Genomic DNA, 25165 nt, shown 5'->3' on the forward strand with positions numbered 1-25165 from the left:
CCGATTTGAAGCACCCCCATAACGTTGCCTGGATTCAATGTATTGGCTCCCGACAGGTTATCGAAGGCGGCAACAGCTACTGCTCAGCGGTATGCTGTGCCTATACGCAGAAGCAGGTAATTTTGACAAAAGACCATGACGCAGGGGCAAAGTGTACCATATTCCATAACGATATCCGTTCCTATGGGAAAGATTTTGAGCGTTACTATCAAAGAACAGAGGGACTTGCCGATGTTCGTTTTTTCAGAAGCTATCCATCAATAGTGAGAGAGGATCCGGTAACCAGGAATGTCACCGTGCGGTATACTACACCTGAGGACGGTGTAATAGAAGAAGAATTCGATATGGTGGTGTTATCCATTGGATTGAATCCTCCTGTTGGTGTAAAAGATATTGCACAAAAATACGGCATTGAACTTGAAACACACGATTTTTGCAAACTCAACCCTGTTAACCCTATAGAGACCAACAGACCGGGGATTTTTGTAAGCGGCGGTTTACAGGGACCTATAGATATTCCCGAGTCGGTTTTTAGCGCCAGCGGAGCTGGTTCTCAAATTGGAGAACTTCTTGACTATAGACGGGGAAATCTTTCCAAGGAAAGGATATATCCGCCGGAAAAAGATGTATCACAAGAGGAGCCAAGGGTAGGAGTCTTTGTGTGTCATTGTGGGGCAAATATAGGAAGGATAGTAAATGTTCCCGGGACAGTTGAGTATTGCAAAACCCTGCCCAATGTTGTCTACGCTCAGGAACAGCTCTTTTCATGCGCTACCAATTCTGCCAAAGAAATAACAGACATGGTAAATGAAAAAGGGCTCAATCGAGTGGTTGTCGCTGCCTGCAGTCCAAGAACCCTTGAGCCGTTATTCCGGGACACCCTTCGGGAGGCGGGAATTAATCAATATTACTACGAAATGGCAAATATCAGGGAGCATAACTCCTGGGTCCACTCGAAAGAAAAGGAAGAAGCCACCGAAAAGGCACATGATATAATCCGGATGTCGGTAGCACGGGCTTGCCAGTTGGAACCTCTGCAGGAGTTTGATCTGCCGGTAGATAAGAGGGCATTAGTGGTTGGTGGCGGTATAGCCGGTATGAATTGTGCTCTCTCCATTGCAAATCAGAAGCATGAAGTTTACATTGTGGAAAAGGACTCAGATCTTGGCGGCATTGCGAGAAAAATTCATACCACCCTTGAAGGGCTGGATGTTCAGGCCTATTTGCGTGATCTTATAGGCAAGGTTTACCGGCATCCATTGATACATATATGTACGGATGCGACAATAACAGGGGCTACAGGTTATGTGGGGAACTTCGTAACTACGGTCAAGTCCGATAGAGGGATTACAGAGATAAAACATGGCGCAGTTGTCATCGCAATCGGTGCGGATCTTTATACACCTACGGAATACCTTTATGGAGAAGATGAGCGGGTCATGACCCATCTTGAATTGGAAGATAAAATTGTCAATGGAGACGAAAAGGTAGTAAACGCGCAAAGTCTCGCGATGATCCAATGTGTAGGCTGCAGAAACGAAGACAGAAACTATTGCAGCAGAATATGTTGCAGTGAGTCTGTAAAGAACGCCCTGTTGTTGAAAGAGAAAAACCCCAATATGGATATCTACATCCTCTTCCGTGATATAAGAACTTATGGGTTCAAGGAAGATTATTATCGGGAAGCAGCAAACAAAGAAGTAAAATTCATCCGTTATGAGCTGCAGGACAAACCCCGGATAGAACCCGGTGAGTCGGATGAAGATGGCCGTCCAGTTCTGAAGATTACTGCAATGGATTACATCCTCGGCGACCAGGTGGAGATAGCTGCTGATATCGTTGCTTTGGCTGCGGCAGTTGTTCCCTCGGCAGCAACCAAGGAAGTGGCTAATTTATTCAAGGTAACGCTAAGCCCCGATGGTTTCTTCAAGGAGGCACATGTCAAATTAAGACCTGTTGAGTTTGCTACAGACGGCGTTTATCTTTGCGGGATGGCTCACTATCCCAAGTTCATACAGGAAACAATAAATCAGGCATATGGAGCAGCAGGCCGGGCATTGACGCTTCTTTCACACGATATTGTCGTGGCCTCAGGTTCTGTTTGCGTGGTGGATGAGAAGAAGTGCATGGGGTGCGGGGCATGCGTTGCTGTCTGCACATATGGCGCCCTGGAACTTCGTGATACAAAACAAGGCAAAAAAGTTGCAGTAAACCCTGTCCTCTGTAAGGGAGACGGTCTCTGTAATGCGAAGTGCCCGACAGCGGCTATTTCACTAAAACACTATACCAATGAAGAAGTCATAAGTGAAATAGATGCAATGACTTCAGAGGAAGAGATCATACAACAAATCGATGCAGCAGGAAATGAATAAAGGAGGTGGAAACTAATGAGCGCAGGACTGAAATTTAAACCGAAAGTATTAGGTTTTGCATGTAACTGGTGAGCGTACGGAGCTGCTGACCTGGCTGGAGTTTCCAGACTGCAATATACAACTGAAATGAGGATAATTCGCGTCATGTGTTCCGGAAGGGTAGACATGGGGTTTGTACTCAGGGCCTTCTCGAATGGAATAGACGGGGTATTTATGGGCGCTTGCCATTTAAATGAATGTAATTATATCACTCATGGTAATTACCAGGCTCTTAACATGGTGCTTTTATTGAAAAAAATCATGGAACGCATCGGGCTGAATCCTCAAAGATTAAGAATACAATTTATGTCCGGTGCTGAATCAAACATTTTTGTCGAATCTACCAACGATTTTATAAAGAAAATAAAAGAACTGGGGCCTATCGGTAAAGGCGAAGGAATAGATAAAAGTGAGCTAAACTCAAGACTTGAAAAAGTTAAAAAGTTGGTCCCATATATTAAGATAGTAAAAAATGAAAAGCTTGGGACACGTCTTGAAACACATGAAGAATATGAAAACTTTTTTACCAAAGACGAGATCGATAAATTGTTTGACGAAATGTTCTCGTTCTATATTGATCCACTGAAGTGTCAGGCCTGTACGACCTGTGTCAGGAGATGCCCTATGGATGCGATTATAAGCGCCAAGGGCGAAGTCCATATTATAGATCAGGATAAATGCATAAGATGCGGAAGCTGCTTTGAAGCCTGCCCGCCTCGATTTGGCGCAATAACGAAGATGACCGGCGAGGTTCCGCCTCCTCTTCCCGAAGGTCAAAGGGCTATAGTCAAAAAGGGCAAGGAAAAAGAAGTTGCTTGAAGCAATAGGATTATAGTGTTGAATTATAAGACCCCGCAATTTTTGCGGGGTCTTATTTGTTTCGCATTAAAAAAGTTGTCTACAGGTCTCCCAAAGATTTTACCGGAATCGTTAGCTGCTCTCTCAAAAATCGGAGATTGTTACACGGTGTTGCGGGGTATGGCCTGGACAAGCAATCCAATGAGAATAAAGTGCAACTGTATATAAGATATTTGAGGAGACACAGCCCCTTTTTTTCTTGACAAACCATGTTGCCTGATATAAAAAAATACTTTGTTAAATAATTCACGTATGCAATATGCTTGTAAACGGATAGGAGGTTTTTATGTCGCCAGTTAGTGCGACCTATTTTGGCATATCGGGCTATGTCATTTTCTGGGTCATGTTCATAATTGCCATTAGTTTATTTGCACAAAGGGCTTATTTCCTCTTTCGCGTCATGTGTCTGGGTAAGCGGGAGAACCGCTTCGATAACATAGGGCAGAGGATAATGAATACGATTGTCGAAGTTATTCCTCAACGGTGTACGCTTAAAAGTGTTACCGTAAAGGACTTGGCCGGACTTGGCCATGCCTTCATGTTCTGGGGTTTCAGTTGTTTCTTGACAAGCTATATAGTCTTCATCGGTCTTGCAGAAGGTTTCGGTCTGTACCCTTATATTATGGGCGGAACCTTTGAGGAGGTTTATTTTTCCATACTGGATTTTGCCGGTTTATTCGTCATCATAGCTATAGTATGGGCAGCTATCAGACGTTTTATAGTAAGACCGGAAAGACTGGAGATGAGTGTCGAGGCAGGAGTTATTATGCTTATGGTCTTCGGACTTATGGCACTACATTTTATAATAGAGGGTTTTGATTTTGCAGCCTTAGGGGAAACATCCGGATTGCCACCTCTGTCGAAGGCAATCGCTCGCTATCTTGCAGATACAGGAATTTCGAAAGACACAATGCTTGCTATTTCTCATTGGGCATGGTGGATTCACTACGCATTGATCCTTGGCTTCGCAATTTATATCCCGCGCTCAAAGCACCTCCATGTTCTCGCCTCTGCCTTTAATGTTTTCTTCAGACCACTTGGTTCCAAAGTGGTGCTCGAGCCAATCTCTATGGAAGCTCTTGAAGCTCTTGAAAACGGCGATGAGTCAGTGTCACTCGGTGTATCGAAGATTCAGGACTTTAAATGGAAAGATTTGCTCGACCTTTATGCCTGTGCTGTCTGCGGTCGGTGCCATGTCAATTGCCCTGCCCACGTTAGCGGCAAATCTCTCTCGCCCAAAGAGGTCATTCATGACCTGAAAGAACATATGCTTGAGGTAGCCCCTGGATTGCTTGCCGGTAATGCAGAATCATCTACAGAAAGCCAGGGTAAGAGTCTGATTGGCGATGTGGTAGATGAAGATAAGATCTGGGCCTGTACTACCTGTGGCGCCTGCCAGGAGGTTTGTCCGGTTGGCATAGAGCATATACGCAAGATAATCCAAATGAGGCAAAATCTGATGCTGGTGCAAAACAAGATGCCGGAAAGCGCCCAGCTTATGCTGAGGAATATGCAGACAAGAGGAAATCCATGGGCCGGAGCTCAGTCGTTAAGGTTAAGAGGCGATTGGACAAACGACATGGAACTGAAAATATTGGGTGAATGCGAAGAAAACCCCAGCACACTGTTCTGGGTAGGCTGTACCGGGGCTCTTATTGATCGTAATGTCTCAGCTACTCTTTCTTTAACAAAGGTGCTGAAGGCAGCCGGAGTCGATTTCTGTGTATTAGGTGAGGCAGAGACTTGCTGCGGTGATCCGGCAAGAAGGGCAGGCTCTGAAATCCAGTTCCAACTCTCAGCAGAAGAAAACATTGAAACGTTGAAAAACTACAACATTAAAGAAGTCATTACTTCATGCCCACACTGCTATAACACATTAAAAAATGAGTATCCTCAGTATGGCGCTGATTTCAAGGTAGTTCACTACACCGAACTTCTTGCTGATTTAATAAGGCAGGGCAAATTGAAACTTACCAACGATGTGGATTCGGTCATCGCATACCATGACCCTTGCTATTTAAGCCGTTATAATGAAATTTATCAGGAGCCGCGTCAGATAATACAGAATATGCCGAAGGCCAGATTTAAAGAAATGGAACGCTCAAAAACAAATACATTTTGCTGCGGCGGCGGCGGCGGACATATGTGGATAGAAGAACAGCACGGCACAACAAAAATTAATCATGTGCGAATGGATGAAGTTATCGAGACTGGGGTCGATATGGTCTTGACTTCATGCCCTTATTGTCTGCAAATGCTTGAGGAGGGCATTGAACAGAAAGGTGTGAAAGATTCATTGAAGGCAAAAGACCTTGCTGAGGTAGTTGAAGCGGCAATGAAACAATCTTAATCAGGAAAGGAGATTATATGAATATTATCGTTTGTGTTAAACAAGTACTTGACCCTGAAATACCACCGGCCAAATTCAAGATTGATCCCGAAACAAAACAGGTAGTACCCCCTGCAGGAGTGCCCCCTGTAATCAGCGTTTACGATGAAAGAGCATTGGAAGGAGCATGCAGGCTCAAGGATAAGAACAAAGGCAAGATAACCGTGATAAGCGTGGGGGCGGAAAAAGCTGCTGATGTGATAAAACATGCCATATCCATGGGTGCTGACGATGGATTTGTTCTCAGCGATCCGGCCTTCGAAAACCTGGATAGCTTTGGTATTGCCTATGTTCTTTCGAAGGCTATACAGAAGATTGGCGGGTATGATCTGGTTTTGTGCGGCAGACAGGCCGCTGACTGGGGGGCAGGTCAGGTTGGCTCAATTCTTGCCGAAATACTTGGCATCCCTGTTGTTACTCTTGCCTGTGATATTGAGGCAGCAGACACGAGTGTCAGAGTAAAGAGGATAGTAAACGATGGCTATGAAATAGTGGAAGCACCTATGCCAAGTCTGGTTACTGTCAGCAGCGAGATTGGTCTGCCTCGTCTCCCCGCTGGAATGCGCCTTATGATGGCTCGTAAAAAACAGATTCCGGTCTGGAAGGCGCAGGATATTGGCGCTGAATCCTCACAGATGGATAAGGGTAATGCCCATACAGAGATCACAGGGCTATCTGTGCCGACAAGGAAAACCGAGTGTGAGATGATTACCGGTGCTACCCTAAGCGAAGCCGCAATCAACCTGGTTTCGAAGCTTGCAAATCTGACATAACGAATGGAGGATATTCAATGGATAATTATAAAGGTGTTTTAGTTTGTGGCGAAATCGCTGAAGGGCAATTAGCGCCAATCACGATAGAGCTCCTTGGAGTTGGAAGAAAGCTTGCCGACGAACTGGGAGAGGGATTAAGTATTTTATTAATGGGTAGCAAATCGGGTAGTCTGGGTCAGGAGGCAATCGCCTATGGAGCAGATAATGTTTATACTGTCGAAGACAGCATCCTTGATACATATAATTCCGATGCCTACACACAGGTAGCGGCTGACCTTTGCAAGAAAGTGCTTCCTTCAATAATGCTTTTTGGCCATACCGATATCGGTTGTGATTTGTCCCCGAGACTAAATGGTCGCTTAGGAGGCGGACTTTCTATGGAATGTATGGCGTTATCTATTGATCCGGCGACTAAGTTGCTGGTTTCGACAAGACCTGTCTTTGGTGGTAACGCACTCGCCACGATGGTATCAAAGTCTGCACGCCCTCAGATGGCTACCATGAGAGCAAAAATAGTGCCGCCTGCAGAGCGCAATGATGCCCGGCAAGGTAAGGTCATTCCTGTAGAAGACAAGATCGACGCTTCGGCGATTAAGGTCAAGGTTATCGAACGGATAAAAGAAGAAGTTGAAGGGGTGAAGCTGGAAGATGCTGAATTCGTTGTTGCCGGTGGACGCGGTATGGGTACAGCTCAAGACTTTGCGAAACTCCGTGAACTTGCAGATATTCTTGGAGGTGCTGTTGGTGGTACAAGGGTTGCATGTGACGAAGGTTGGGCGCCTGCGCCGCTTCAGATAGGACAGAGCGGAAAGGTAGTCAGCCCAAAACTATACATAGCCGTAGGTCTCTCTGGCGCCATGGCACATATTGCCGGCTGCTTGGGATCAAAGTGCATTGTGGCTATAAATAAGGATAAAGAGGCTAACATCTTCAACGTAGCGCACTTCGGTATCGTCGGGGATTGGAAAGAAGTATTACCTGCTATGACCGCGAAATTCAAGGAGCTAAAAGCAGGATAAGATAAGGATTTGTTATAAGAACCCTGGGGGATAGTTGGGGACATCCTGATAGTCCTCCTGTCCCCTTTTCAGCGTCAGAGAAATAGGCGACGATTAATCCTCTTCCAGGATGGAATCAAAATATTGGTTCGCCTGTACCGTCACTAAATTCACCACCCCGGGTTTTGCCGTCAGTTTATTTTACTGTCCTGTATCCACCCGGTTTGGTTTAAGATGGTTTCGAATAATTCAAATTGTTCTTCGAGACGGGCAAATAATTCAAAGGCATGGTCGAGATCAACCCTTTTCCCTGCATTCTCAATCTCATAGGCAACTGCCCGTATAGCCCCCGCCTCCACATTGGCCGCAGCGCCCTTGATAGTGTGCGCCTGCCGCGCAATACCGAGGGCATCTCTGGTGTTGAGATGTTCCCTTAAAGAACCCATCTCCTTTTGAATATCATCTAAGAATAAGGCAAGTATTTCCCGGCACAGGTCTCTATCGCCCATGAATCTTTCAATCAGCGCCATTTCATTGAAAACCTCTTTTATCTCTTCCTGGTTATGGGCAACTACCGGTCCTTCAGTCACCGATATGGATTCTGTCTTGCCGGCAGCGGCTTTACCACCCAATATCCGGGCTAAAACCTCTTCTATTTCTTTCGGCTGCAACGGTTTGGCAATGTGTTCATTCATGCCCGCTTTAATGCACTTCTCCCTGTCCTCTTTTGTGGCATGGGCAGTTATGGCTACAATAGGTATGCCATGATTAAGCACATGAGAATCATCTTTACGGATCAACATGGTAGCCTCATAACCGTCCATTTTAGGCATCTGACAGTCCATCAGGACCAGATCATACTGCATGTTCTCGAGGACATTGACCGCTTCAGCGCCATTCTTTACAGCGTCGACCTGGTAACCGAGTTTCTTCAGCATAACAATGGTGACTATCCGGTTGATCGGGCTATCTTCGGCTAAGAGAATTCTTACCTGACTTTTCCATGATTCTGCAACGGCGTGCTTGACAATAAGATTGTCTGTTGAGGCATCGGAACTTATTTGCCGGTCCCGAAGTTCATTTTCGTCATTATCTATTGGAGCGGCTGACATAGATTGTTCAAGCTTTGCAAGGGCAATGAATGTGTTCTCGTTCTCCTGGAGATATTTTGTGAGTGCTTCCCTCATAAAGAAGCTTTTGGACTTGCTGGTGATTATAACAAGATTATCAAGGCGGTCTTCAAGATCTTTGGGCAGTTTCAGACTTATCATGTTTTGCCGGACACCTCCCTGTAGTAGAACCACGTAATGCCGCGTCCAGGGCCATAAACCCCGGTGTTTTATCCATGGCTGCAAACAGAAGTTTTTATAACCTTTATTCCACCTGTTTTCCGCCTAACTGTCAGGCGAAATAAGAACGGAGTTTGCTTAAAAAATAATCCATGAAGCAGATTCTTTGTGTTCTATGATTTGATCCAACCATGGATTTATCTATTCAAAGGAGAAGTCTACATATAATATTTCTTCATGACCGTCATTTACCTGGAAATGGAATGGTAATGATACTATGGGCAATGCACATATAAAATGCAACTCCACGTTTCTTCCGACAACAACCGTAGGGATCGCCGCCCTCAGGTTGACTTGAGCCTTCTCAAGCTCTTTTCGTGCCTGCCCTGAGGTAATATTGGTAAGCTCTCCGATTGCGTCAATAACCTCTGCGTCCAAATCATCGTGACTTTCGCCCATAAGCGCCTGGTAAATGAACAAAGCACCCTCTTTCGTGAAGCTTATGCAGATCGTTCCTTTTGCGTCCCCGACAAGCCCCATAATGCCTGTTACATCGCCGGTTGAAATCCGTGTATTCCTGAGAATGGGTTTGTTCATTTTAAGATCAATGTTGAGCATGGTTTTAAATACCGATGTAGTGGCTATAACAAAGGGGTTAATGTATTCTACGTGCATCCGGACCTCCTATACATGATTGTTGCCCCAACCCCTATTACTTTCTCTCGATAATACTTTTCATCGAAGCACGGCAACATGATCAATTACTCTTTTTATATCGCTCTTTTTTGATAAAACTTAAATAGCTTCTATCCGGAAACTCCGGACGGAAACTAATTATTCCAATTAACGTTCATCATGTCACCATCGTTGGCGGCGTCATCAGCATCCTCGACGTACTGGTTGTACGCCTCCGGTGCCTCGTCCTTGCCGCCTCGGTGCCATTTCGAATGCAGATTGGAATTAGGTTACTAAAGTTTCTCAGCAATTAAACATCTCCCGGGCCCGTAAATACCGTCTTCAGCCCCTCAAACTCCATCTCCAATTTTTTAATGAGTGTACCGGCCTGACTTATATCCTTGCTGTTTCCTGCAGTTTCTAATTCAAAGGCAATGTTCTTCAGAGACCTTGCCTCTATGTTTGCCGCAGCGCCCTTCATAGCATGGGCCTGCCGTTCCAGTGCATAGGCATTATCCTGAGACAGGGCGTCCTTTAAACCGGCCAACTGGTTCGGAAAATCAGCCATAAACACATCAACGATCTCTTTCATAAGTTCTTCGTCGCCATCAAGACGTTCAAGAAATGCCGATCTGTCAAAGATAAATTTATGAACCGGCTTTGTTTCGAATATTGGTTTTTGTCTTGATGATTGTAAAGTTGACAGGCAACGCTCTATTGCAGCAACAAGTTCTTTCGGCTGGATAGGTTTTGAGACATAGTCATCCATGCCTGCCTCTATGCAACGCTCTTTGTCCCCTTTCAAGGCATGGGCTGTCATGGCAATAATCGGCATATGGGTTCCATTCAATTTTTCCTTGTTGCGAATAATGCCCGTTGCCTCGAATCCGTCCATTTCCGGCATCTGGACATCCATCAGCACAAGATTATAAGGGATCATATCAACAGCTACGACTGCCTCTTTTCCATTCGCGACCACATCCGCCCTGTATCCTAATTTCTCAAGGATACGCACTGCAACCTTCTGGTTAGTGGCATTGTCTTCAGCAACAAGGATTTTTACCATGCGCTTCGCATCTTCACGGATGGAGTGTTTTGTTATAAAAGGCGCAGGTTCTTTCTTTTCTGTTACCTGCCGCCCGCAAATAATTGTTGCAAGACAGTTGAACAGTTGTGTCGATTTCACAGGCTTCGTAAGGTAGGCAGCGAAACCTATTTCCTTTGAACGGGCAGCATCCCCGCGCTGACCGCCCGATGTTAACATCACAAGGATTATGTCTTTTACATCATCATCCTCTTTAATAATACGACCCAGAGTTTCTCCGTCCATACCCGGCATGAGCATGTCAATAATGGCAATATCAAAGGGATCGTTATTGGATTTTGCCTGCCGCAATTGCCGGAGCGCTTCAATGCCGCTTGAAGTCAGAATACACCGGCAACCCCAGGAGTATAGATAGGCTTTTAAAACACGTTGATTCGTATCATTATCATCCACTACAAGTACATGAATGCCTTTTATATCCTCACGGGTCCGGGCTTCAGATTCAGGAGTCGTCTGTTGTTTTTCCAGAACTATTGTAAACAGGAATTTTGAACCTTTACCTTCTATGCTCTCAACACTGATATTGCCGCCCATCATTTCCACAAGGTGTTTGGAAATGGCAAGGCCCAGGCCTGTGCCGCCGTATTTTCTTGTTGTAGACGCATCCACCTGTGAAAAAGACTTAAAAAGACGGTCCATATTTTCGGCAGAGATTCCTATGCCTGTATCCGCTACGGTAAAAAGAACCTTCGCATGGCTGTCGCTCTCTTCTTCAAGCGTTGCACAGACAGAAATCTCGCCTTTTTCAGTGAATTTGATGGCATTATAAGCAAGATTCATCAATATCTGACGTATTCTTCCCGGATCACCGCGCACAAAAGACGGGACCTCCGGGTCTACCATAAAGATACATTCAAGACCTTTATCGTGCGCTCGCAGCGACAGCATATCGGCCACTTCCTCTACCGAGGTTCTAATATCAAAATCGATAACCTCAAGATCGAGTTTCCCTGCCTCAACCTTCGAAAAATCAAGGATATCGTTCACTACCGCCAATAAAGTATTTGCAGAATTCACTACAGTCTCTGCAAAATCCCTTTGCTCGGCATCCAGGTTTGTGTCGAGAAGCAACCCTGCCATACCGACTACCCCGTTCAAAGGCGTCCGTATCTCATGGCTCATATTGGCAAGGAACTCGCTCTTTGCCTTGTTGGCTGATTCGGCTATTTCCTTGGCCTTTGTTAAATCTTCATGGGTCTTTACGTTATCGGTGATATCTATGAGGGTACCGATTATTGCCGGTCTACCCTTATAAATTGTCTGTGTGCGCAGGACCTCCACATAAATAACCCTTTTGTCCTTTGTGAGTGCCCTGAACCGGTAGCCCAGGGATTCTGCCCCTTCCTCCATCTTTTTTTTCACGTTCTCTATAAAGAGGGACCAGTCTTCCGGTAATACAAGGTCCTTTGAGTCAACTTTGTTGACTATCTCTTCCACACTGTAACCGTGGATTTCGGCAAACCGGGAGTTTACATACCTGAATGCATTGTCCTGTAAAAGATAGATGCCAACCAATGATTTTTCTGTTAGATCGCGGAACTTGTTTTCAGATTCCTTTAAGGCATTTTCGTGCTGTTTCAGTTCTGACACATCCTCGCAGGTCAATACAGAGCCGCCGTTTCCAAGGAGTACGGATACAAAACTGACGATCTTTTCTGTGCCGTCCTTACAGGTAACGGTAAAAACCTCCGGGGCAAATCTGCCTCCCTCCAGTGTGCCCTTCCGGTCCTCTAACCATGCAGCAATCACCCTGCGCCTGCATTCCTGATCAGGGAAGGCCTTTCTGGACCATGTCCTGCCGTCAGGAATATCACTTTCATCATAGCCGAAAAGCTCCTTAAACTTCGGGTTGATGTATGTAAAAATGCCATCCGGGGCAGTCATCACCATCCCGAAGGGGGCATTTTCCGACAGTGTCTGGAAATTTTCCCTCTCATTCTGTAAGGCTTCTTCCATCATCTTCCGTTGGGTAATGTCTTCGCAGGTCATTATATAATCCCCTGTTCCCAGCAATACAGGTAGAAAATTAATGATCTTTTCGGTTCCGTCCTTACAGGTAACAGTAAAGGTATAAGGGTCTTTTTCGCCTGGTTGCGATTGCGATGATGTCTGGCTGGCCCAGACACTGACTACCTTGTGTCTGTATTCCTGATCAGGGTAGGCCTTTCTGAGCCATGTCCTGCCGTCGGGGATATCGCTTAAATTATAGCCGAAGAGTTTTTGAAACTTCGGATTGAGATATGTAAAAGTACCGTCCCGGGCAATCATCAACATCCCGAAGGGGGCATTTTCCGAGAGCATCCGGAAACGCTCTTCTCCTTCCCGTAATGCTTCCTCCGCATTTTTACGCGCAGTAATATCCCTGCCGTATACAACAATTCTGGCAACTCTTCCGGCAATAGCTACAGGGAAAAAGCCGGTATCATGCCATCCGTCATGGTGTCTGCTTTCAACCTGGACCGGTTGTTGCGCAAGGCAAACCTTGTGTAGTCGTTCCTTTCTTTTTTGTGCAACTTCAGGCGGTAAATTGTCAAACAGTGTAGACCCGATAGCAGTGTCGGGATTCAGACCCAGATATTCAGTGCCGGCTTTGTTGATGGCAAGGATAACCCCCTCAATATCGACTAAAAAAATTCTGTCCGTTGATGCATTGATGATGTCATGAAGCCTGTCCGTGGATTCCAGAAGAGCGTCTTCAGCTTTCTTCCGTTCTGTAATGTCGTTATATATGGCCAGGATTCTATTGGAAACCATCGCCCCCATTTGTTCTACATGGCGTATAGAGCCATCCTTGCAGGTAATGGTAACTTCGATAGGCGTCATTTCTATGCCATGTTTTTGGGCCTCAGTGAGGGAAGTAAATAAAGATGGGAGTGAAGCACAATAGTCAGGATCAGGATATGCCTGACGGCGCCAATCCTGAATAGTGGGAATATCTTCCATTGTGTACCCGAAAAGCTCACGGAACTTGCGGTTGTTATATTCTATATTTCCCTTCAGGTCACCCCAGGAAATAGCCACAGGAGAGGCATCCATGATGGCCAAGAGTTTTTCCTTCTCTTCCTGCAGTTCCTCATGTACCTTCTTACGCTTGGTAATATCGCGAAAGATCGTAGACACTCTGATATTACCGTCTTTGCCTTTGAACGTGTTGGAAGACACCTCGCAGGGGAATCTGGTCCCGTCTTTGCATATATGGTAAATTTCACTTCTGAACATACCTGTTTGTTTTCGTTCCTCTAATGCTACAGCAAGCCGTGGATCCGAGACATCAACAATACCGCCCCGGCCGATCTGACATATTTCTTCTTCGCTTCGCCCAAGCATGCGACAGGCTGCGGCATTGGCGGCAAAGATCTTTCCGTCAGGCATTGTCAGGAGAATTCCATCGGCGCTATTATCATAGAGCGACCGGAAAAGTTCTTCGCCTTCCCATAATAATGCTTCCGCCTCCTTACGCTCGGTAATATCCTTCACCATGCCTTCATAACGGATTATATTCCCGCTATTATCATGGACAGATTTGTTGGATACGGAAACCCAGAATTTGCTTTTGTCCTTCCTGTATCGTTGTGATTCAAAATCTCCTATGCTCCCGCGGATTTCAAGGAGCTCTATATACCGCTGGCAATCAGCGGGGTTCACATAGGTCTGCTCTGCGGTATCCGTAATAGACGTCATCATTTCTTCCGGCGAGGCATAACCGAAAAGCTTTGCCATGGCCGGGTTGACATTGATATATCGGCCTTCAGGTGTACTCTGGTAGATCCCGAAGACAGCGTTTTCAAAGATATTTCTGAAATTTTCTTCAGCCTTTTTTAGCTCTATTTCTGCATGTTTACGCTCTGTTATGTCTTCAATGGAGCCTTCATAATACAGTATATCACCATTGTCATTGCGAACAGTCCTTGCGTTAATGGAAGCCCACATTGCGCCCCCGTCTTTCCGGCGAAGCTGTGTTTCAAAGCCCTTTATGAAGCCCTCTTTTGCCATCGTCTCTGCGTATTTTGTACGGTCTTCGGGGTTCACATAGTGTTGTCTTGCCATGTCTGTAAATGCTTTAATGACCTCTTCGGGCGAGTCAAAACCCATCATCCGGGCCTGAGCCGGATTGACGCTGAGAACCCGTCCATCCGGCGTGGTCTGGAAGATGCCCTCTATAGCGTTCTCAAAGATGCCTCTGTATTTTTGTTCACTTTTCTTCAATGCCTCCTCGGCCTCTTTCTGCTCTGTAATTTCCTTGGCAAAGATCGCAATTTTATCAACCTCTCCAGCATCGTTGAGCACCGGGTAGAAGTATACGTCATAGTATCTGTTGCTGTGCATGTCTTCAAGATGAACAAGCTGCTTTGTCCTCACTGCCTCTTCTATACGCGTATCCCTTTCTCTGTGTATGTCATTAGAAAGGAAGTTGACAAGAGATGTGCCTATCAGTTTGTCGGGAGTAGTGCCGAACCTTTGAGCCCCTGCCCTGTTTATATTAAGGACAATCCGTTCCCTGTCAATAAGGATAGCAGTCTCAGGTGTGGCATCGAGCAGCACCCTTATGGTCTTCTCGCTGTCCCGCAATCTGTTCTCGGCTTGTTTAAGATCCGTAATGTCTTCCCCTGAACTCAGCGTTCCCGTAATAATGCCCGAGTCGTCCTTTGTAACCGTATTGTGCCAGGAGATGATCCTCTCCTCACCGTTCTTCACCAGTACCGGCCCTTCAGCATATTCAACATTATCAATACGGCCGGACATCAATCTGTTAAACACCGCCCTTACCTCTGCCCTCATCCTTTCAGGGACGAAGGTATCAAACCAGTTTTTTCCTATGATGTCCTCTTTTGTATATCCCAGCACCTGACAGCCCTTCTGGTTGATAAGGGTCACCTTTTGGGAAGCATCTATGGCAACGAACATGACGCCTGCAATATCGAGGTATTTCCGGGCCAGATTCCTCTCTCTTTGAAGCATCTCTTCCGGTATTTCCTGCGGCACAATCGTATCTGTTCCATCAACTGTTGAGAGGTTGGTATCCGAACTCTTTGTCTCTTTCTGCAAAGTCATATTTTACCCCTTATCCTGCTTTCTTATATTGTGATAGTTTAAAATATATTACCTGTCAACTGCGATCTGGTGAGCTTATATTCTTTAATAATACTCTTTGAAATTAAAGGGTATATCTTTAATTGGCCCTTGTTTTGCCTCTTCAGTACTGTATACAAACCAGCCTTATACGGAAATTTTCATCAAGCCAATTAAAGCGTTATTAACCCTTCTTCGAGATTTTACTTGCCCTGGCATAGGCAAGGACAGCCTTCACATAATTATCACAGTGGTTGTAAGCCCATACAGCTTTTCTATGCTTGTCCGGGCTGCCTTTTTCCCAGCCGTGCGCCTTCAAATAGCTTGCAATACTTGCCATAGCGTCATGAAAATTGAATAAATCAATCTCGCCGTCGCCATTGCCGTCAACGGCATAGCGCAAATATGACGACGGGATAAACTGGCACAGACCAAAGGCTCCGGCCCATGAGCCTTTGATAGAAAAAGGGTCTTTGCTACTGTTTTTGCAAAGTATCAGGAGGTTTATCAGCTCTTCCGTTGCCCATTCGGAACGACGGTTTTCAAATACAGACATAGTGAGAAGACTGTTGAATACGAGATAATTGCCCCTTGCATTTCCAAGATTGGTTTCTACTCTGTAAATGGCAACAAGTACTTCTTTTTCAACGCCGAACCGGTCTTCTATCTCTTTGAAGGCAGCTCTATGTTCTTTTAAAACCTTCTGGCCTCTCATAATGGATTTCTTGTTAAGAAGGCCGAATTTCCGGCTCATATAGTTAAACCCCTTCCCGCTTCTGTTCAGCATCTCAGGGTATAGTTTTATACGTGTATCTGAAAAAATCTGACGGATTTCGTCATCACTGAACCCGTTGTCTTTAAGCTTTTGAGAGATGATTTCCTTTTTTGATGCAAAATCAGGCGGTATCCATTCTGATGCGTATGAGTTGACAGCAATTAAAGCAATAAGGAGAGCAAATATTGTTAAATATTTCAAGAGAACCTCCCCTGGTTTTTTCTAAAGGTCTCTATACTTTTTCATAGAGCCCTTTGCCTTCTCTACCGGGTACTTTTTTCCGTTCTTCTCTATCTTCTTTTTTGCCGACTCGATAATATCTATTCCGAGGTCATTTGCCAGCATAACCAGGTAATTGAATATATCGGAAAGTTCTTCAGCTATCTCATGCTTTTTTTTAAAGGTAAGTTCTTCGTTCTCCTTCCGCCACTGGAAGTGTTCGAGAAGTTCCGCAGCCTCAATTGAGATTGATATGGCAAGATTTTTCGGTGAATGAAATTGTTCCCAGTCCCGCTCCTCGCGGAATTTAAGGAGCATTTCGGAAACTTCCTTAATGCTGTCGTCTGATACAGGCGCCATTAATTTTTAATTTACACCATTTTGCTTTTTTGTCAAAGAAAATCGTCACAATACTAAACAAAGTAAATCGGTAAGCCTCGGCTCTGCCGGGGAACCTAACACCTTTTAATGCCTGCTTCCCATTGATTTTATCGTTTCCTGAGGACCTCCGTAATCTCCTTTATCAGAGGTTTCGAACCGACATAAAGGGCGGTTCTTTGGTGGTGTGTTTTTGGTTGAATATCGATTATCGGTGTTCCTTTTTCATCTACGGCATCTCCGCCGGCCTCGCGGCACATGAAGGATACAACAGCGGCCTCGTACATCAGTCGCAGCTTCCCCGCAGGTTTGTTTTTCTCCGGATTTGTGTGATTTACAATAGCAGGATACATAAACATGCCGCCATTGGAAAGGATTCGATGGAAATCCCCCCCCAGGGCGCCGAGGTATCTGAAGGCATATTTTTTTACGTTTTCACTAATCCAATCCTGGACATCATGCACATAGGAATATTTGTTGGAAGCATTGAATGACAACTCCCAGCTCTTTTTATCCTCCGGGAGCATCATACGAACAGGCTTGACATAATTCATCGTATCATCTATATGAAACCTCCATGTCCCGGCCTCCTTCAATGCAAGAGTGAATGTGCCTGTGGGTATGACAAACATGCCTGCTGTTATAAAATCTTTTCCTGCCCTCAAATGACCATCCTCAGGCCCATCGAGGTTTCGCTTGGCAATGCCGAAGAGAAAGGCAACGGGCAACCCGTGGGCAACATTCGATGAACCATCGAGGGGATCAAAATAAACAAAATAACGTCCCCCTTCTGCATTGAGGTGAATGATATCGTCTGCCTCTTCACTGACCGCATAAATCACCCTGTTTGTCGTCTTCAGGTAATGGACCACGATATCATGGGCAATTTGATCCATGCGCATAACATCTTCCCCTTGAACATTAATCTCATTTGCGAACCCCAGGTTGCCTTTTAATGCCCCTGTCAGGTAGTAATGCTGAATATGTTTCGCAGCACTGATGATAGCATCCATCAGAACAAGGAAATGGTAAGTACGATTGTATCTTTCCTGATGGGCAAGTAAGAAATTCATAAAGGTTTGCTCAAACTGTATCATGTCATCTCCTTTTAATAATCCGGCAGGAAATTATATCCATTTACCTCGAAGAAATCCATTAATCTCCGCAGATAAATTCCCCGCAGCTTGCCGCCGGGTAGTTTATTGGGCGCCCCTCCCACCACAAAGTCTTTTGCCCCAGGATCTCATACTCACCTGGGTTTTGCAAAGGTCTCAATTTCTAAAAAGCGGTCCATGAATACGCGCGCCACCTTTCCTAATAACTTACAGCGTGTTTGTTTGTCAATTATTTTTTCCCCCGGAGTTTCCTCCAACACTTTAACCCTGTTGACTAATCTTTCTTTATTATAAGATAATAGGACTATGAGCAATAAATCTATACTGCAAGTCCTTGAAGAGATAGCAATGCTCCTTGATATTAAAGGAGAAAACCAATTCAAGACAAGGGCTTACTATAATGCAGCAAAGACGCTCTCAGGCATCGACAACCTTGAGGATATGATAAGAGAAAAGAGGCTCCGCGAGATTAAAGGCATCGGAGAAGCCCTCTCAAAGAAGATTGAAGAGTACGGCGAGACCGGGAAGATGGCTTACTTCGAGGAGTTAAAACGGGAAGTGCCTGAATCCCTGCTTGAACTTACCGGCATACCGAATCTGGGACCGAAAAAGATCAAAGTTCTTTACGATAAACTCAACATAACGAATACCGGTGAACTTGAATATGCCTGCAAGGAAAACAGGCTCATCATGCTACCCGGTTTCGGAGAAAAGACCCAGCAGAAGATACTGAAAGGGATTGAGTTTGTTAAAAGGCATAAAGGTGAGTTTCTCCTTGGAGATGTCTACCCTGAGTCTGAAAAGATAAAGCAAAGATTAGAAGCCAGGACACGGCCGGGGTGCGTAGAGGTGTGCGGGAGCATACGCAGATGCAAGGAAGTGGCAAATGATATCGATGTCCTTGTTGCCGGGGGCGACCATGAAGGCTTATCGTCATATTTTATCGCCATGCCGGAGGTTGACGAGGTGCTGCTCACTGGTGACACAAAAACATCCTGCCGCCTTAAATCAGGGATCGAAGTTGATCTGAGAGTGGTAAGCCAGGAGGCCTTTCCCTATGCCCTCATGTATTTTACCGGCAGCAGGGAGCACAATGTCAGATTGCGCGGGATTTCCAGGAAGAAGGGATGGAAGCTGAACGAATACGGACTTTTTGAAGAAAACAGGCTTATCAGCCTTAAAACCGAAGAGGAAATTTATAATGCCCTCGGCCTTTCCTACATTCCGCCGGAATTAAGAGAAGACGGAGGTGAGATAGAGGCTTCAGAACAGGGCAGGCTCCCGGAGCTTGTCAGACTCGAAGATATGAGGGGCGTATTCCATATACACACCGAATTCAGCGACGGTGTTGATACTATCGAGCGGATGAGGGATGAGGCAAGGAAGATGGGCCTTGCATATATGGGCATTTCAGACCATAGCAGGAGCGCCTATTACGCAGGAGGACTTAAGGTTGACGATATTTACCGGCAGTGGGAAATCATTGACAGACTGAATGAAGCAATGCCGGATTTTTATATATTCAAGGGCATTGAGAGCGATATCCTGCCTGACGGCAGTCTCGATTACGATGAGGAAGTCCTGAAAGGCTTCGATTTTATTATCGCATCAATCCATTCAAATTTTAACCTGGGTCAGGAAGCTCAGGAAAAAAGGATTTTACGGGCAATGGAAAACCCTTATACGACCATGCTCGGTCATCCCACAGGCAGGCTCCTGCTCTCGCGCGAAGGTTATGCTGTAGATATGAGAAATATCATTGACGGGGCTGCAAAACACAATGTAATAATAGAACTCAACGCAAGTCCATACCGGCTTGATATAGACTGGAGATACCTGAAACATGCAAAGGAAAAGGGGGTTATGATCTCCATTAATCCTGATGCCCACGCAACAGCCGGTCTCTATGAGATCCTATACGGTGTCGGCATTGCGAGGAAGGGCTGGCAGGAAAAGAAAGATGTGTTGAACACGCGCACTGCCGCCGGGATAATGGAGATATTCAAAAAATGAAGCCCGTCATACAGCTTCCCCTTGCCTTCCCTCAACTGCAAATGATAAAACTATTTTGAACAGGGACCTACATATTTTCCTGATATTTTGCTCGTCATTTGGATAGTCCCCTGTTCTTTACTCTTCATTTAAGAGCTACTTTTTATCCAGCACCTTGTTCCATTGATCAAGTTGTTCCTTATAATTTTCTGCCAGTTTTGTGTAATCTCCTTCAATCAGAATTGTATTGATTTTATCTCCCATGGCGATGCTGTTCACAACTTTATTGTCTTTTGAGTCAACAACTTCACCAAAGACAGTATGCTTGTTGTCCAGGTATGGAGTTGGAATATGGGTTATAAAGAATTGACTTCCGTTTGTATTCGGTCCGGCATTTGCCATAGATAGAATTCCGGACTTGCTGTGTTTCAATTCCGGTGAAAACTCATCTTTGAACTGATACCCCGGGCCACCTGTGCCATTGCCCAGCGGACAACCGCCTTGAATCATGAAGTTTGGAATTACCCTATGAAAACTCAAATTATTATAAAAACCTCTTTTTGACAGGTTCACAAAATTCAGTACAGTAAGCGGTGCTTTATCCGCAAATAGCTTCAGCTTTATGTCACCTTTGTTGGTTTTTATTGTAGCTGTTATCGAAGGGTATGCTGCTTTCCCTTTTTCTTTACTCTCTTCTGCTGCAAATGACATGAGACCACTTAAAGCCAAAAATGATAACACTAAAATAATTAATACTGCTTTTTTCATCATTTCAATCACCCCTTAACATATTGAATTTTATAGTATTATGCATAATTCTGGTATACAAAAAGCCTGCAATGAACCATCCCTATAGGGGGTTCATTCCTGGTGTAACGAAAGGACTATTAACTATTATTCCCAACCGGATTCACGGTCACACCCGGCCCTTTCAACCTTATTTGTTTTTTCCCATTGCGTAACCGACTGTGTCTCGGTTTTATTCATCTTATTGTTCATGCAAACACAGTACTTAATGACAACATCCGTTGCGACTTTGGCGCCGACATTGTCATGCAGACACCTGGAGATTCGTATCAGGTCGTTTGCATCGGCATACACGGTGCTGCTTGCCATAAGAGATCCGATTAAAACCAACACAACTGCCGCAAACCTCATGCGTTACCTCCAATGACCGATAGGAATTTGCTTTCCAGCATGCGATATGAATAACACAAGAAAAACAAACTATCAATACGAAACCGGAATCCGTAATAACAAAACAGTATTCAGCAACCTTTTAATAGAATTTTACTTGTAAAGTAATTAAATTTTAGAGAAAATGAACTACGAGGCAAGGAACTGATAACACGATTATTTTGTAGATACCTTAGCCCGGTCGGATGTTTTAATTATGGATGTTGGTGAATGGTACTACAAGGAGACAAGCGGAAAGCATGAATATGTACGAGGTCCCTTTACCAGAGAAGCGCTACTCAGCAAACTCAGCGAAAACGAAATCGATGAAAATACCTTAATTCGCTATGACAACAAAGCCTGGCACCCTGTAAAAGAGTATTTACCGAAAAAGAAGAAAGGGTATTTTAAGAAATATTCAATTGTTGTAATAATCGGCATTATATTGATTCTATTTGCCCTGATAAAAATATACAGGCAGCCGGATCAATACCGCAGTTCAGTATCCACTGAAGTAGAAAAGTCTGATTCAGGAACACAGGAGCGTCCGGTCCGTGAAGTTCTATCAAAAGATGCTATTATAAGTTTGACAAACATTACACGTGTACAGAATGGTATATATGAACTCCGCGAGAACCGGCTTCTGAATGCAATTGCCGAAGAAAGGGTCAAAGATATGTTCAAAAAACAGTATATTGGCCATGTTTCACCAACAGGCGAAGGGCCTTCTGAAGTTGCCCAGAAGGTCGGATATAGATATAAATACATCGGGGAAAATATCGGAAGCGGTATGTTTATTGATAATCAGAAAATTATAAACGGTTGGATGCAAAGCCCTGGTCATAGGCAAAATTTACTCTCGCCAAAGGCTGATGAGATCGGTGCTGCTGTCTTAAAAGATAAAATGCAGGGCCTGGATACCTGGATAGCCGTACAGATATTTGGTCTGCAATCTCCTCCGGTAACAACAGATGCAGCGCACAGATCTGCTGAATGTATACCTCCTGATCAGGCATCGAAAGAGGCTATAGATAAAGAAAAACGTGATGTAAATGATGCAGAGAATATGATTTTTTTACTTAAAAACGATCTGGAAAAGGAGAAGGCAATACTTGACAGAACGCAGAGCAAAACAAAAGAGATGGTTAAGGGCTACAATGATAAAGTAAACGAATATAATCAACGTATATATGAATTGAAAGAGAAAAATAAGGGGTTGTTACAAATGATCAATAATTATAATGAAAATGTGCAAAAATATAACAAGTGCATTGGTTCTCGTTAGAAATATTTAAACTTAAGAGCCTCCTGCAAAACTATTGACCTTTCTGTAAGGATGCCGGTGGAGTAGCCCCCGTTTTAGACAGGAACATCCTTCACTTATTATCGCCCTTTCCTTAATGCCGTTGCTTCATTGAATATCATTAGCCCCCATCTGCTCCCATCTTTCCTTTGTCCCTGGATGCGGACCCTTGAGGCTATCAAATGTTTTCTGCCGGGTCAGTAGTTGCCATCGATCACCTCCGCAAGCACTCCATGACATTGTTTCGGATGTAAGAATGCAAAGTACCTTTTCAACTCCCTGGCAAACCGTGGTTCCCGATCAATTAGTCCTGCCCCGTTTCTTTTGAGCAGTTCGAGCGATTCAATGGTGTTATCTACGTTGATTGAGAGCACCATAATACCTTCACCGTGTTTATCAATAAACTTCGCAACCTCGCCTGTTCCATCCATGTCTTCCATAATTTCAAGAGCTGTTTGACCCATCATGTAATACGCTACGTTGATTTTCTCGTCATAATCAGAATAACGTCCATCGACTTGCCATCCGAAAGCCTGCCTGAAATCTTCTTCAGCCTCCTTAAGGTCTTTGACAGCTATGCTGATATGGTCAATATAATTTGTTTTCAACTTTTCCGGCATTTTTCCTCCCTGTTTTCCAGTAATATTTTACCTTTATTGTGATTCTTTTGAGAAATTTTTTCGTTGGAGGAGAGAATCATCTGTTAACACGGGGCGGCATTATAAGCATTCGGTCAGCCTATCGTTTAAAAAATTTATTAGCACTGTTAGAATAATGCTAAGCACCGCCATGGATTTAATAGGAATAAATATTTTGCTCCGCTCAGTCTCAATACGTATATCGCCTGGCAATTTACCGAACCAATTCAAAAGCCAGGGAGCGAAGTGCAGTATTATCCCTATTACGACTAATATTAATCCTGCTGTTATTATCCAACGTCCCATTGTTCCCCTGTGCAGTTAAAAACTTAGTCTTTTGAATCCCTTTTTACGATAAAAGCTAATACGGGTGCGTGGAAACCCCTGCCTTGAGCATACAATGTCGTTATATGCAATTCAGGCTCACATGTTTTATTAAATGTCAGGTTGCTTTTATATATTGGAGTAATCCTGCTGTTACACAACCATTCCTTTTTAAGAAAATCGTGCGATGTTATAGATATAAAGAGCTGAAAATGGTCTTTATATATTCGGGAAACATTAGGGGAAACAGGGCTGCAAAGAATAAACATTATAATGAAATGGGCGATAAATCTTATCATTTTGAAGTTTTTCTTATTGGCACAAATTGTTTTTTATCCCATCTATACCTTACGGTTACGTTTTTCCCGCTGGTATTATCATAATATGTGAACACTAAAAACCCTTTCTCAATACTAATTAAATCTGTCGAGTTATGTCTGTTGGGCGGAGACACAAAAAATCCGCCGGCGCCTTTTATCCGGAGAGGTGAAACAATACCGTCAGGGTTAACGGTAAACAGCCTGAAGTAATTGCCATTGCAAGAACCATATTGGCCGAGGTTAAAGTCGATCTGTCCGTCCATATTGTAATCTTTAAAAACAAGTGAAAATTCCGGTGTCCAGAAGCTCAATGGCTCGGGATCTTTTTCATCAGAAAGCGCCAAATCGTTAAGTGACTGTTTTGATAAAACAACATTACCTTTCCTGACCTGAATTGTAAAATAACCCTCCCATTTTTCACCATTTCCGCACCATTCTTCCCTATCGTCATAGCGCTCCCCTCTCTCAAGAATAATCTCTATCTTCTCTTTTTGCCCGTCATTATCAATGTCAAACCAGGATTCGGAAATGACGACAGGCCGGGAGGTAAGGACATCGGATTGGGCATGAGAAGCCATGTCCATACAATAGATGCATAAAATTATGAGAAATAAAGCCGTGCGGATTGTCATTAATATTGTGTCCTTGCCTTGGGGAGTAAACAGTAGCGCATATAAATATTTAATAACTTTTCACACCCTTGAGGCAATAGCTTACCTCGCTATATTCTTTTAAATCCTCTTTATTCCCCTTGCTCATAATAGAATTCCCTCCCCATTAACACAAATTATAGTTATCTGTTCTGCGGTAACATGGCCATATGTTGATGCTTACGATTAGTGATATAAGGTATCATTGCTCATATTTACTCCTATTTGAATTTCGTCAGCTTTTTGTCTGCTTCACGCCTGCCCTCGCTTGCGGGGGCTTCACGGGTTTATCCGCTTCACAAGTTCTCTCATCTCTTTTACTATTCACTAACGACTATTCACTGTTTTTTTACACTTGTGGCGGCCTTTTCTTTCCGTATGGGATGTTAGGCATCTCCTGCTGGACATAATCACAAAAAACCAGCAGTTCATAGAGGAATTTATCAACATCTTCTCTGACATATGTTGCAAGGCCCTTATCAAAAGTTGTCTTCATTGATACAAGACCTTTAACCTGTTTCTTCACGGATACGGGTTTTGTATTATTCGGGTCGGGTTTGACTGTTTTGTATGTTGTTAGCATTCTATCTAATGTGGCATTGGTCACCGGTGTTTTTAAGATAGCATCAAATATATTTTTAAGATCCTGACAATCAATGTTTGCAGCAAAAAGATACCCCTGGGAAACAGGGAGGTTTCCTGTTGTA

General features: G+C 44.2%; 19 protein-coding genes. 7 read left to right on the forward strand and 12 right to left on the reverse strand.

Translation table 11 applies throughout. The features are described 5' to 3' along the window. The 5 genes from NT178_04885 to NT178_04905 form a co-directional block, all read left to right on the forward strand. On the forward strand, nucleotides 1-2372 hold a 2372-nt coding region (locus NT178_04885), incomplete at its 5' end, for an FAD-dependent oxidoreductase (GenBank protein MCX5811864.1). A gap of 15 nt (nucleotides 2373-2387) precedes the next feature. Then, entirely contained in the window at nucleotides 2388-3230 is an 843-nt protein-coding gene (locus NT178_04890) for a hydrogenase iron-sulfur subunit (protein ID MCX5811865.1), read from the forward strand. 325 nt (nucleotides 3231-3555) lie between these two features. Continuing rightward, a complete protein-coding gene (locus tag NT178_04895) occupies nucleotides 3556-5619 on the forward strand; it encodes a (Fe-S)-binding protein (GenBank protein MCX5811866.1) in 2064 nt (687 codons plus the stop codon). Nucleotides 5620-5636: 17 nt separating this feature from the next. Beyond that, on the forward strand, nucleotides 5637-6431 hold the full coding sequence (locus NT178_04900; protein MCX5811867.1) for an electron transfer flavoprotein subunit beta/FixA family protein: 795 nt from the start codon (nucleotides 5637-5639) through the stop codon (nucleotides 6429-6431). Nucleotides 6432-6448: 17 nt separating this feature from the next. After that, on the forward strand, nucleotides 6449-7450 hold the full coding sequence (locus tag NT178_04905) for an electron transfer flavoprotein subunit alpha/FixB family protein (GenBank protein MCX5811868.1): 1002 nt from the start codon (nucleotides 6449-6451) through the stop codon (nucleotides 7448-7450). A 170-nt stretch (nucleotides 7451-7620) separates the two neighbouring features. Here the strand turns inward: NT178_04905 and NT178_04910 are convergent, their stop codons facing one another. From NT178_04910 to NT178_04935, 6 genes are all read right to left on the reverse strand, one after another. Then, nucleotides 7621-8700, reverse strand: a complete 1080-nt coding sequence (locus NT178_04910; GenBank protein ID MCX5811869.1) for a response regulator — start codon at nucleotides 8698-8700, stop codon at nucleotides 7621-7623. A gap of 219 nt (nucleotides 8701-8919) precedes the next feature. Next, the gene (locus NT178_04915; GenBank protein MCX5811870.1) at nucleotides 8920-9393 is read right to left on the reverse strand and encodes a chemotaxis protein CheX; all 474 of its coding nucleotides are present in this window, start codon (nucleotides 9391-9393) and stop codon (nucleotides 8920-8922) included. A 310-nt stretch (nucleotides 9394-9703) separates the two neighbouring features. Further along, on the reverse strand, nucleotides 9704-15550 hold the full coding sequence (locus tag NT178_04920) for a PAS domain S-box protein (protein ID MCX5811871.1): 5847 nt from the start codon (nucleotides 15548-15550) through the stop codon (nucleotides 9704-9706). A 202-nt stretch (nucleotides 15551-15752) separates the two neighbouring features. Further along, on the reverse strand, nucleotides 15753-16544 hold the full coding sequence (locus NT178_04925; GenBank protein ID MCX5811872.1) for a lytic murein transglycosylase: 792 nt from the start codon (nucleotides 16542-16544) through the stop codon (nucleotides 15753-15755). 21 nt (nucleotides 16545-16565) lie between these two features. Next, nucleotides 16566-16922, reverse strand: a complete 357-nt coding sequence (locus NT178_04930) for a nucleotide pyrophosphohydrolase (protein ID MCX5811873.1) — start codon at nucleotides 16920-16922, stop codon at nucleotides 16566-16568. Between the two features lie 128 nt (nucleotides 16923-17050). Then, entirely contained in the window at nucleotides 17051-18037 is a 987-nt protein-coding gene (locus tag NT178_04935; GenBank protein ID MCX5811874.1) for a hypothetical protein, read from the reverse strand. Nucleotides 18038-18361: 324 nt separating this feature from the next. Between NT178_04935 and polX the strand changes: the two genes are divergently transcribed. After that, entirely contained in the window at nucleotides 18362-20068 is a 1707-nt protein-coding gene (polX, locus tag NT178_04940; protein MCX5811875.1) for a DNA polymerase/3'-5' exonuclease PolX, read from the forward strand. A gap of 135 nt (nucleotides 20069-20203) precedes the next feature. Here polX and NT178_04945 read toward each other — a convergent pair whose 3' ends face one another. Together NT178_04945 and NT178_04950 are read right to left on the reverse strand one after the other, a co-directional pair. Further along, a complete protein-coding gene (locus tag NT178_04945; protein MCX5811876.1) occupies nucleotides 20204-20758 on the reverse strand; it encodes a peptidylprolyl isomerase in 555 nt (184 codons plus the stop codon). A 183-nt stretch (nucleotides 20759-20941) separates the two neighbouring features. Beyond that, nucleotides 20942-21205, reverse strand: a complete 264-nt coding sequence (locus NT178_04950; protein ID MCX5811877.1) for a hypothetical protein — start codon at nucleotides 21203-21205, stop codon at nucleotides 20942-20944. 235 nt (nucleotides 21206-21440) lie between these two features. On the opposite strand from NT178_04950, the gene NT178_04955 reads away from it, so the two are divergent. After that, on the forward strand, nucleotides 21441-22508 hold the full coding sequence (locus NT178_04955; GenBank protein MCX5811878.1) for a CAP domain-containing protein: 1068 nt from the start codon (nucleotides 21441-21443) through the stop codon (nucleotides 22506-22508). A gap of 215 nt (nucleotides 22509-22723) precedes the next feature. On the opposite strand, the gene NT178_04960 is transcribed toward NT178_04955, so the two are convergent. From NT178_04960 to NT178_04975, 4 genes are all read right to left on the reverse strand, one after another. Beyond that, nucleotides 22724-23146, reverse strand: a complete 423-nt coding sequence (locus NT178_04960) for a VOC family protein (protein ID MCX5811879.1) — start codon at nucleotides 23144-23146, stop codon at nucleotides 22724-22726. Between the two features lie 99 nt (nucleotides 23147-23245). Beyond that, on the reverse strand, nucleotides 23246-23470 hold the full coding sequence (locus NT178_04965; GenBank protein MCX5811880.1) for a DUF2905 domain-containing protein: 225 nt from the start codon (nucleotides 23468-23470) through the stop codon (nucleotides 23246-23248). A gap of 313 nt (nucleotides 23471-23783) precedes the next feature. After that, nucleotides 23784-24392: a hypothetical protein gene (locus NT178_04970; GenBank protein ID MCX5811881.1), complete on the reverse strand. Its 609-nt coding sequence runs from the start codon at nucleotides 24390-24392 to the stop codon at nucleotides 23784-23786. Between the two features lie 415 nt (nucleotides 24393-24807). After that, on the reverse strand, nucleotides 24808-25165 hold a 358-nt coding region (locus NT178_04975; GenBank protein MCX5811882.1), incomplete at its 5' end, for a hypothetical protein.

It is taken from the genome of Pseudomonadota bacterium (assembly GCA_026388255.1).
In the GTDB taxonomy this organism is placed as follows: Bacteria; Desulfobacterota; Syntrophorhabdia; order Syntrophorhabdales; family Syntrophorhabdaceae; genus JAPLKB01.

Coding starts and splice junctions, on each gene's coding strand:
- NT178_04895 (MCX5811866.1), top strand. CDS start 3,556: ATGTCGCCAGTTAGTGCGACCTATTTTGGCATATCGGGCTATGTCATT.
- NT178_04900 (MCX5811867.1), top strand. CDS start 5,637: ATGAATATTATCGTTTGTGTTAAACAAGTACTTGACCCTGAAATACCA.
- NT178_04905 (MCX5811868.1), top strand. CDS start 6,449: ATGGATAATTATAAAGGTGTTTTAGTTTGTGGCGAAATCGCTGAAGGG.
- NT178_04910 (MCX5811869.1), bottom strand. CDS start 8,700: ATGATAAGTCTGAAACTGCCCAAAGATCTTGAAGACCGCCTTGATAAT.
- NT178_04915 (MCX5811870.1), bottom strand. CDS start 9,393: ATGCACGTAGAATACATTAACCCCTTTGTTATAGCCACTACATCGGTA.
- NT178_04920 (MCX5811871.1), bottom strand. CDS start 15,550: ATGACTTTGCAGAAAGAGACAAAGAGTTCGGATACCAACCTCTCAACA.
- NT178_04930 (MCX5811873.1), bottom strand. CDS start 16,922: ATGGCGCCTGTATCAGACGACAGCATTAAGGAAGTTTCCGAAATGCTC.
- NT178_04935 (MCX5811874.1), bottom strand. CDS start 18,037: ATGATACAGTTTGAGCAAACCTTTATGAATTTCTTACTTGCCCATCAG.
- polX (MCX5811875.1), top strand. CDS start 18,362: ATGAGCAATAAATCTATACTGCAAGTCCTTGAAGAGATAGCAATGCTC.
- NT178_04945 (MCX5811876.1), bottom strand. CDS start 20,758: ATGTCATTTGCAGCAGAAGAGAGTAAAGAAAAAGGGAAAGCAGCATAC.
- NT178_04950 (MCX5811877.1), bottom strand. CDS start 21,205: ATGAGGTTTGCGGCAGTTGTGTTGGTTTTAATCGGATCTCTTATGGCA.
- NT178_04955 (MCX5811878.1), top strand. CDS start 21,441: ATGGATGTTGGTGAATGGTACTACAAGGAGACAAGCGGAAAGCATGAA.
- NT178_04960 (MCX5811879.1), bottom strand. CDS start 23,146: ATGCCGGAAAAGTTGAAAACAAATTATATTGACCATATCAGCATAGCT.
- NT178_04965 (MCX5811880.1), bottom strand. CDS start 23,470: ATGGGACGTTGGATAATAACAGCAGGATTAATATTAGTCGTAATAGGG.
- NT178_04970 (MCX5811881.1), bottom strand. CDS start 24,392: ATGGACATGGCTTCTCATGCCCAATCCGATGTCCTTACCTCCCGGCCT.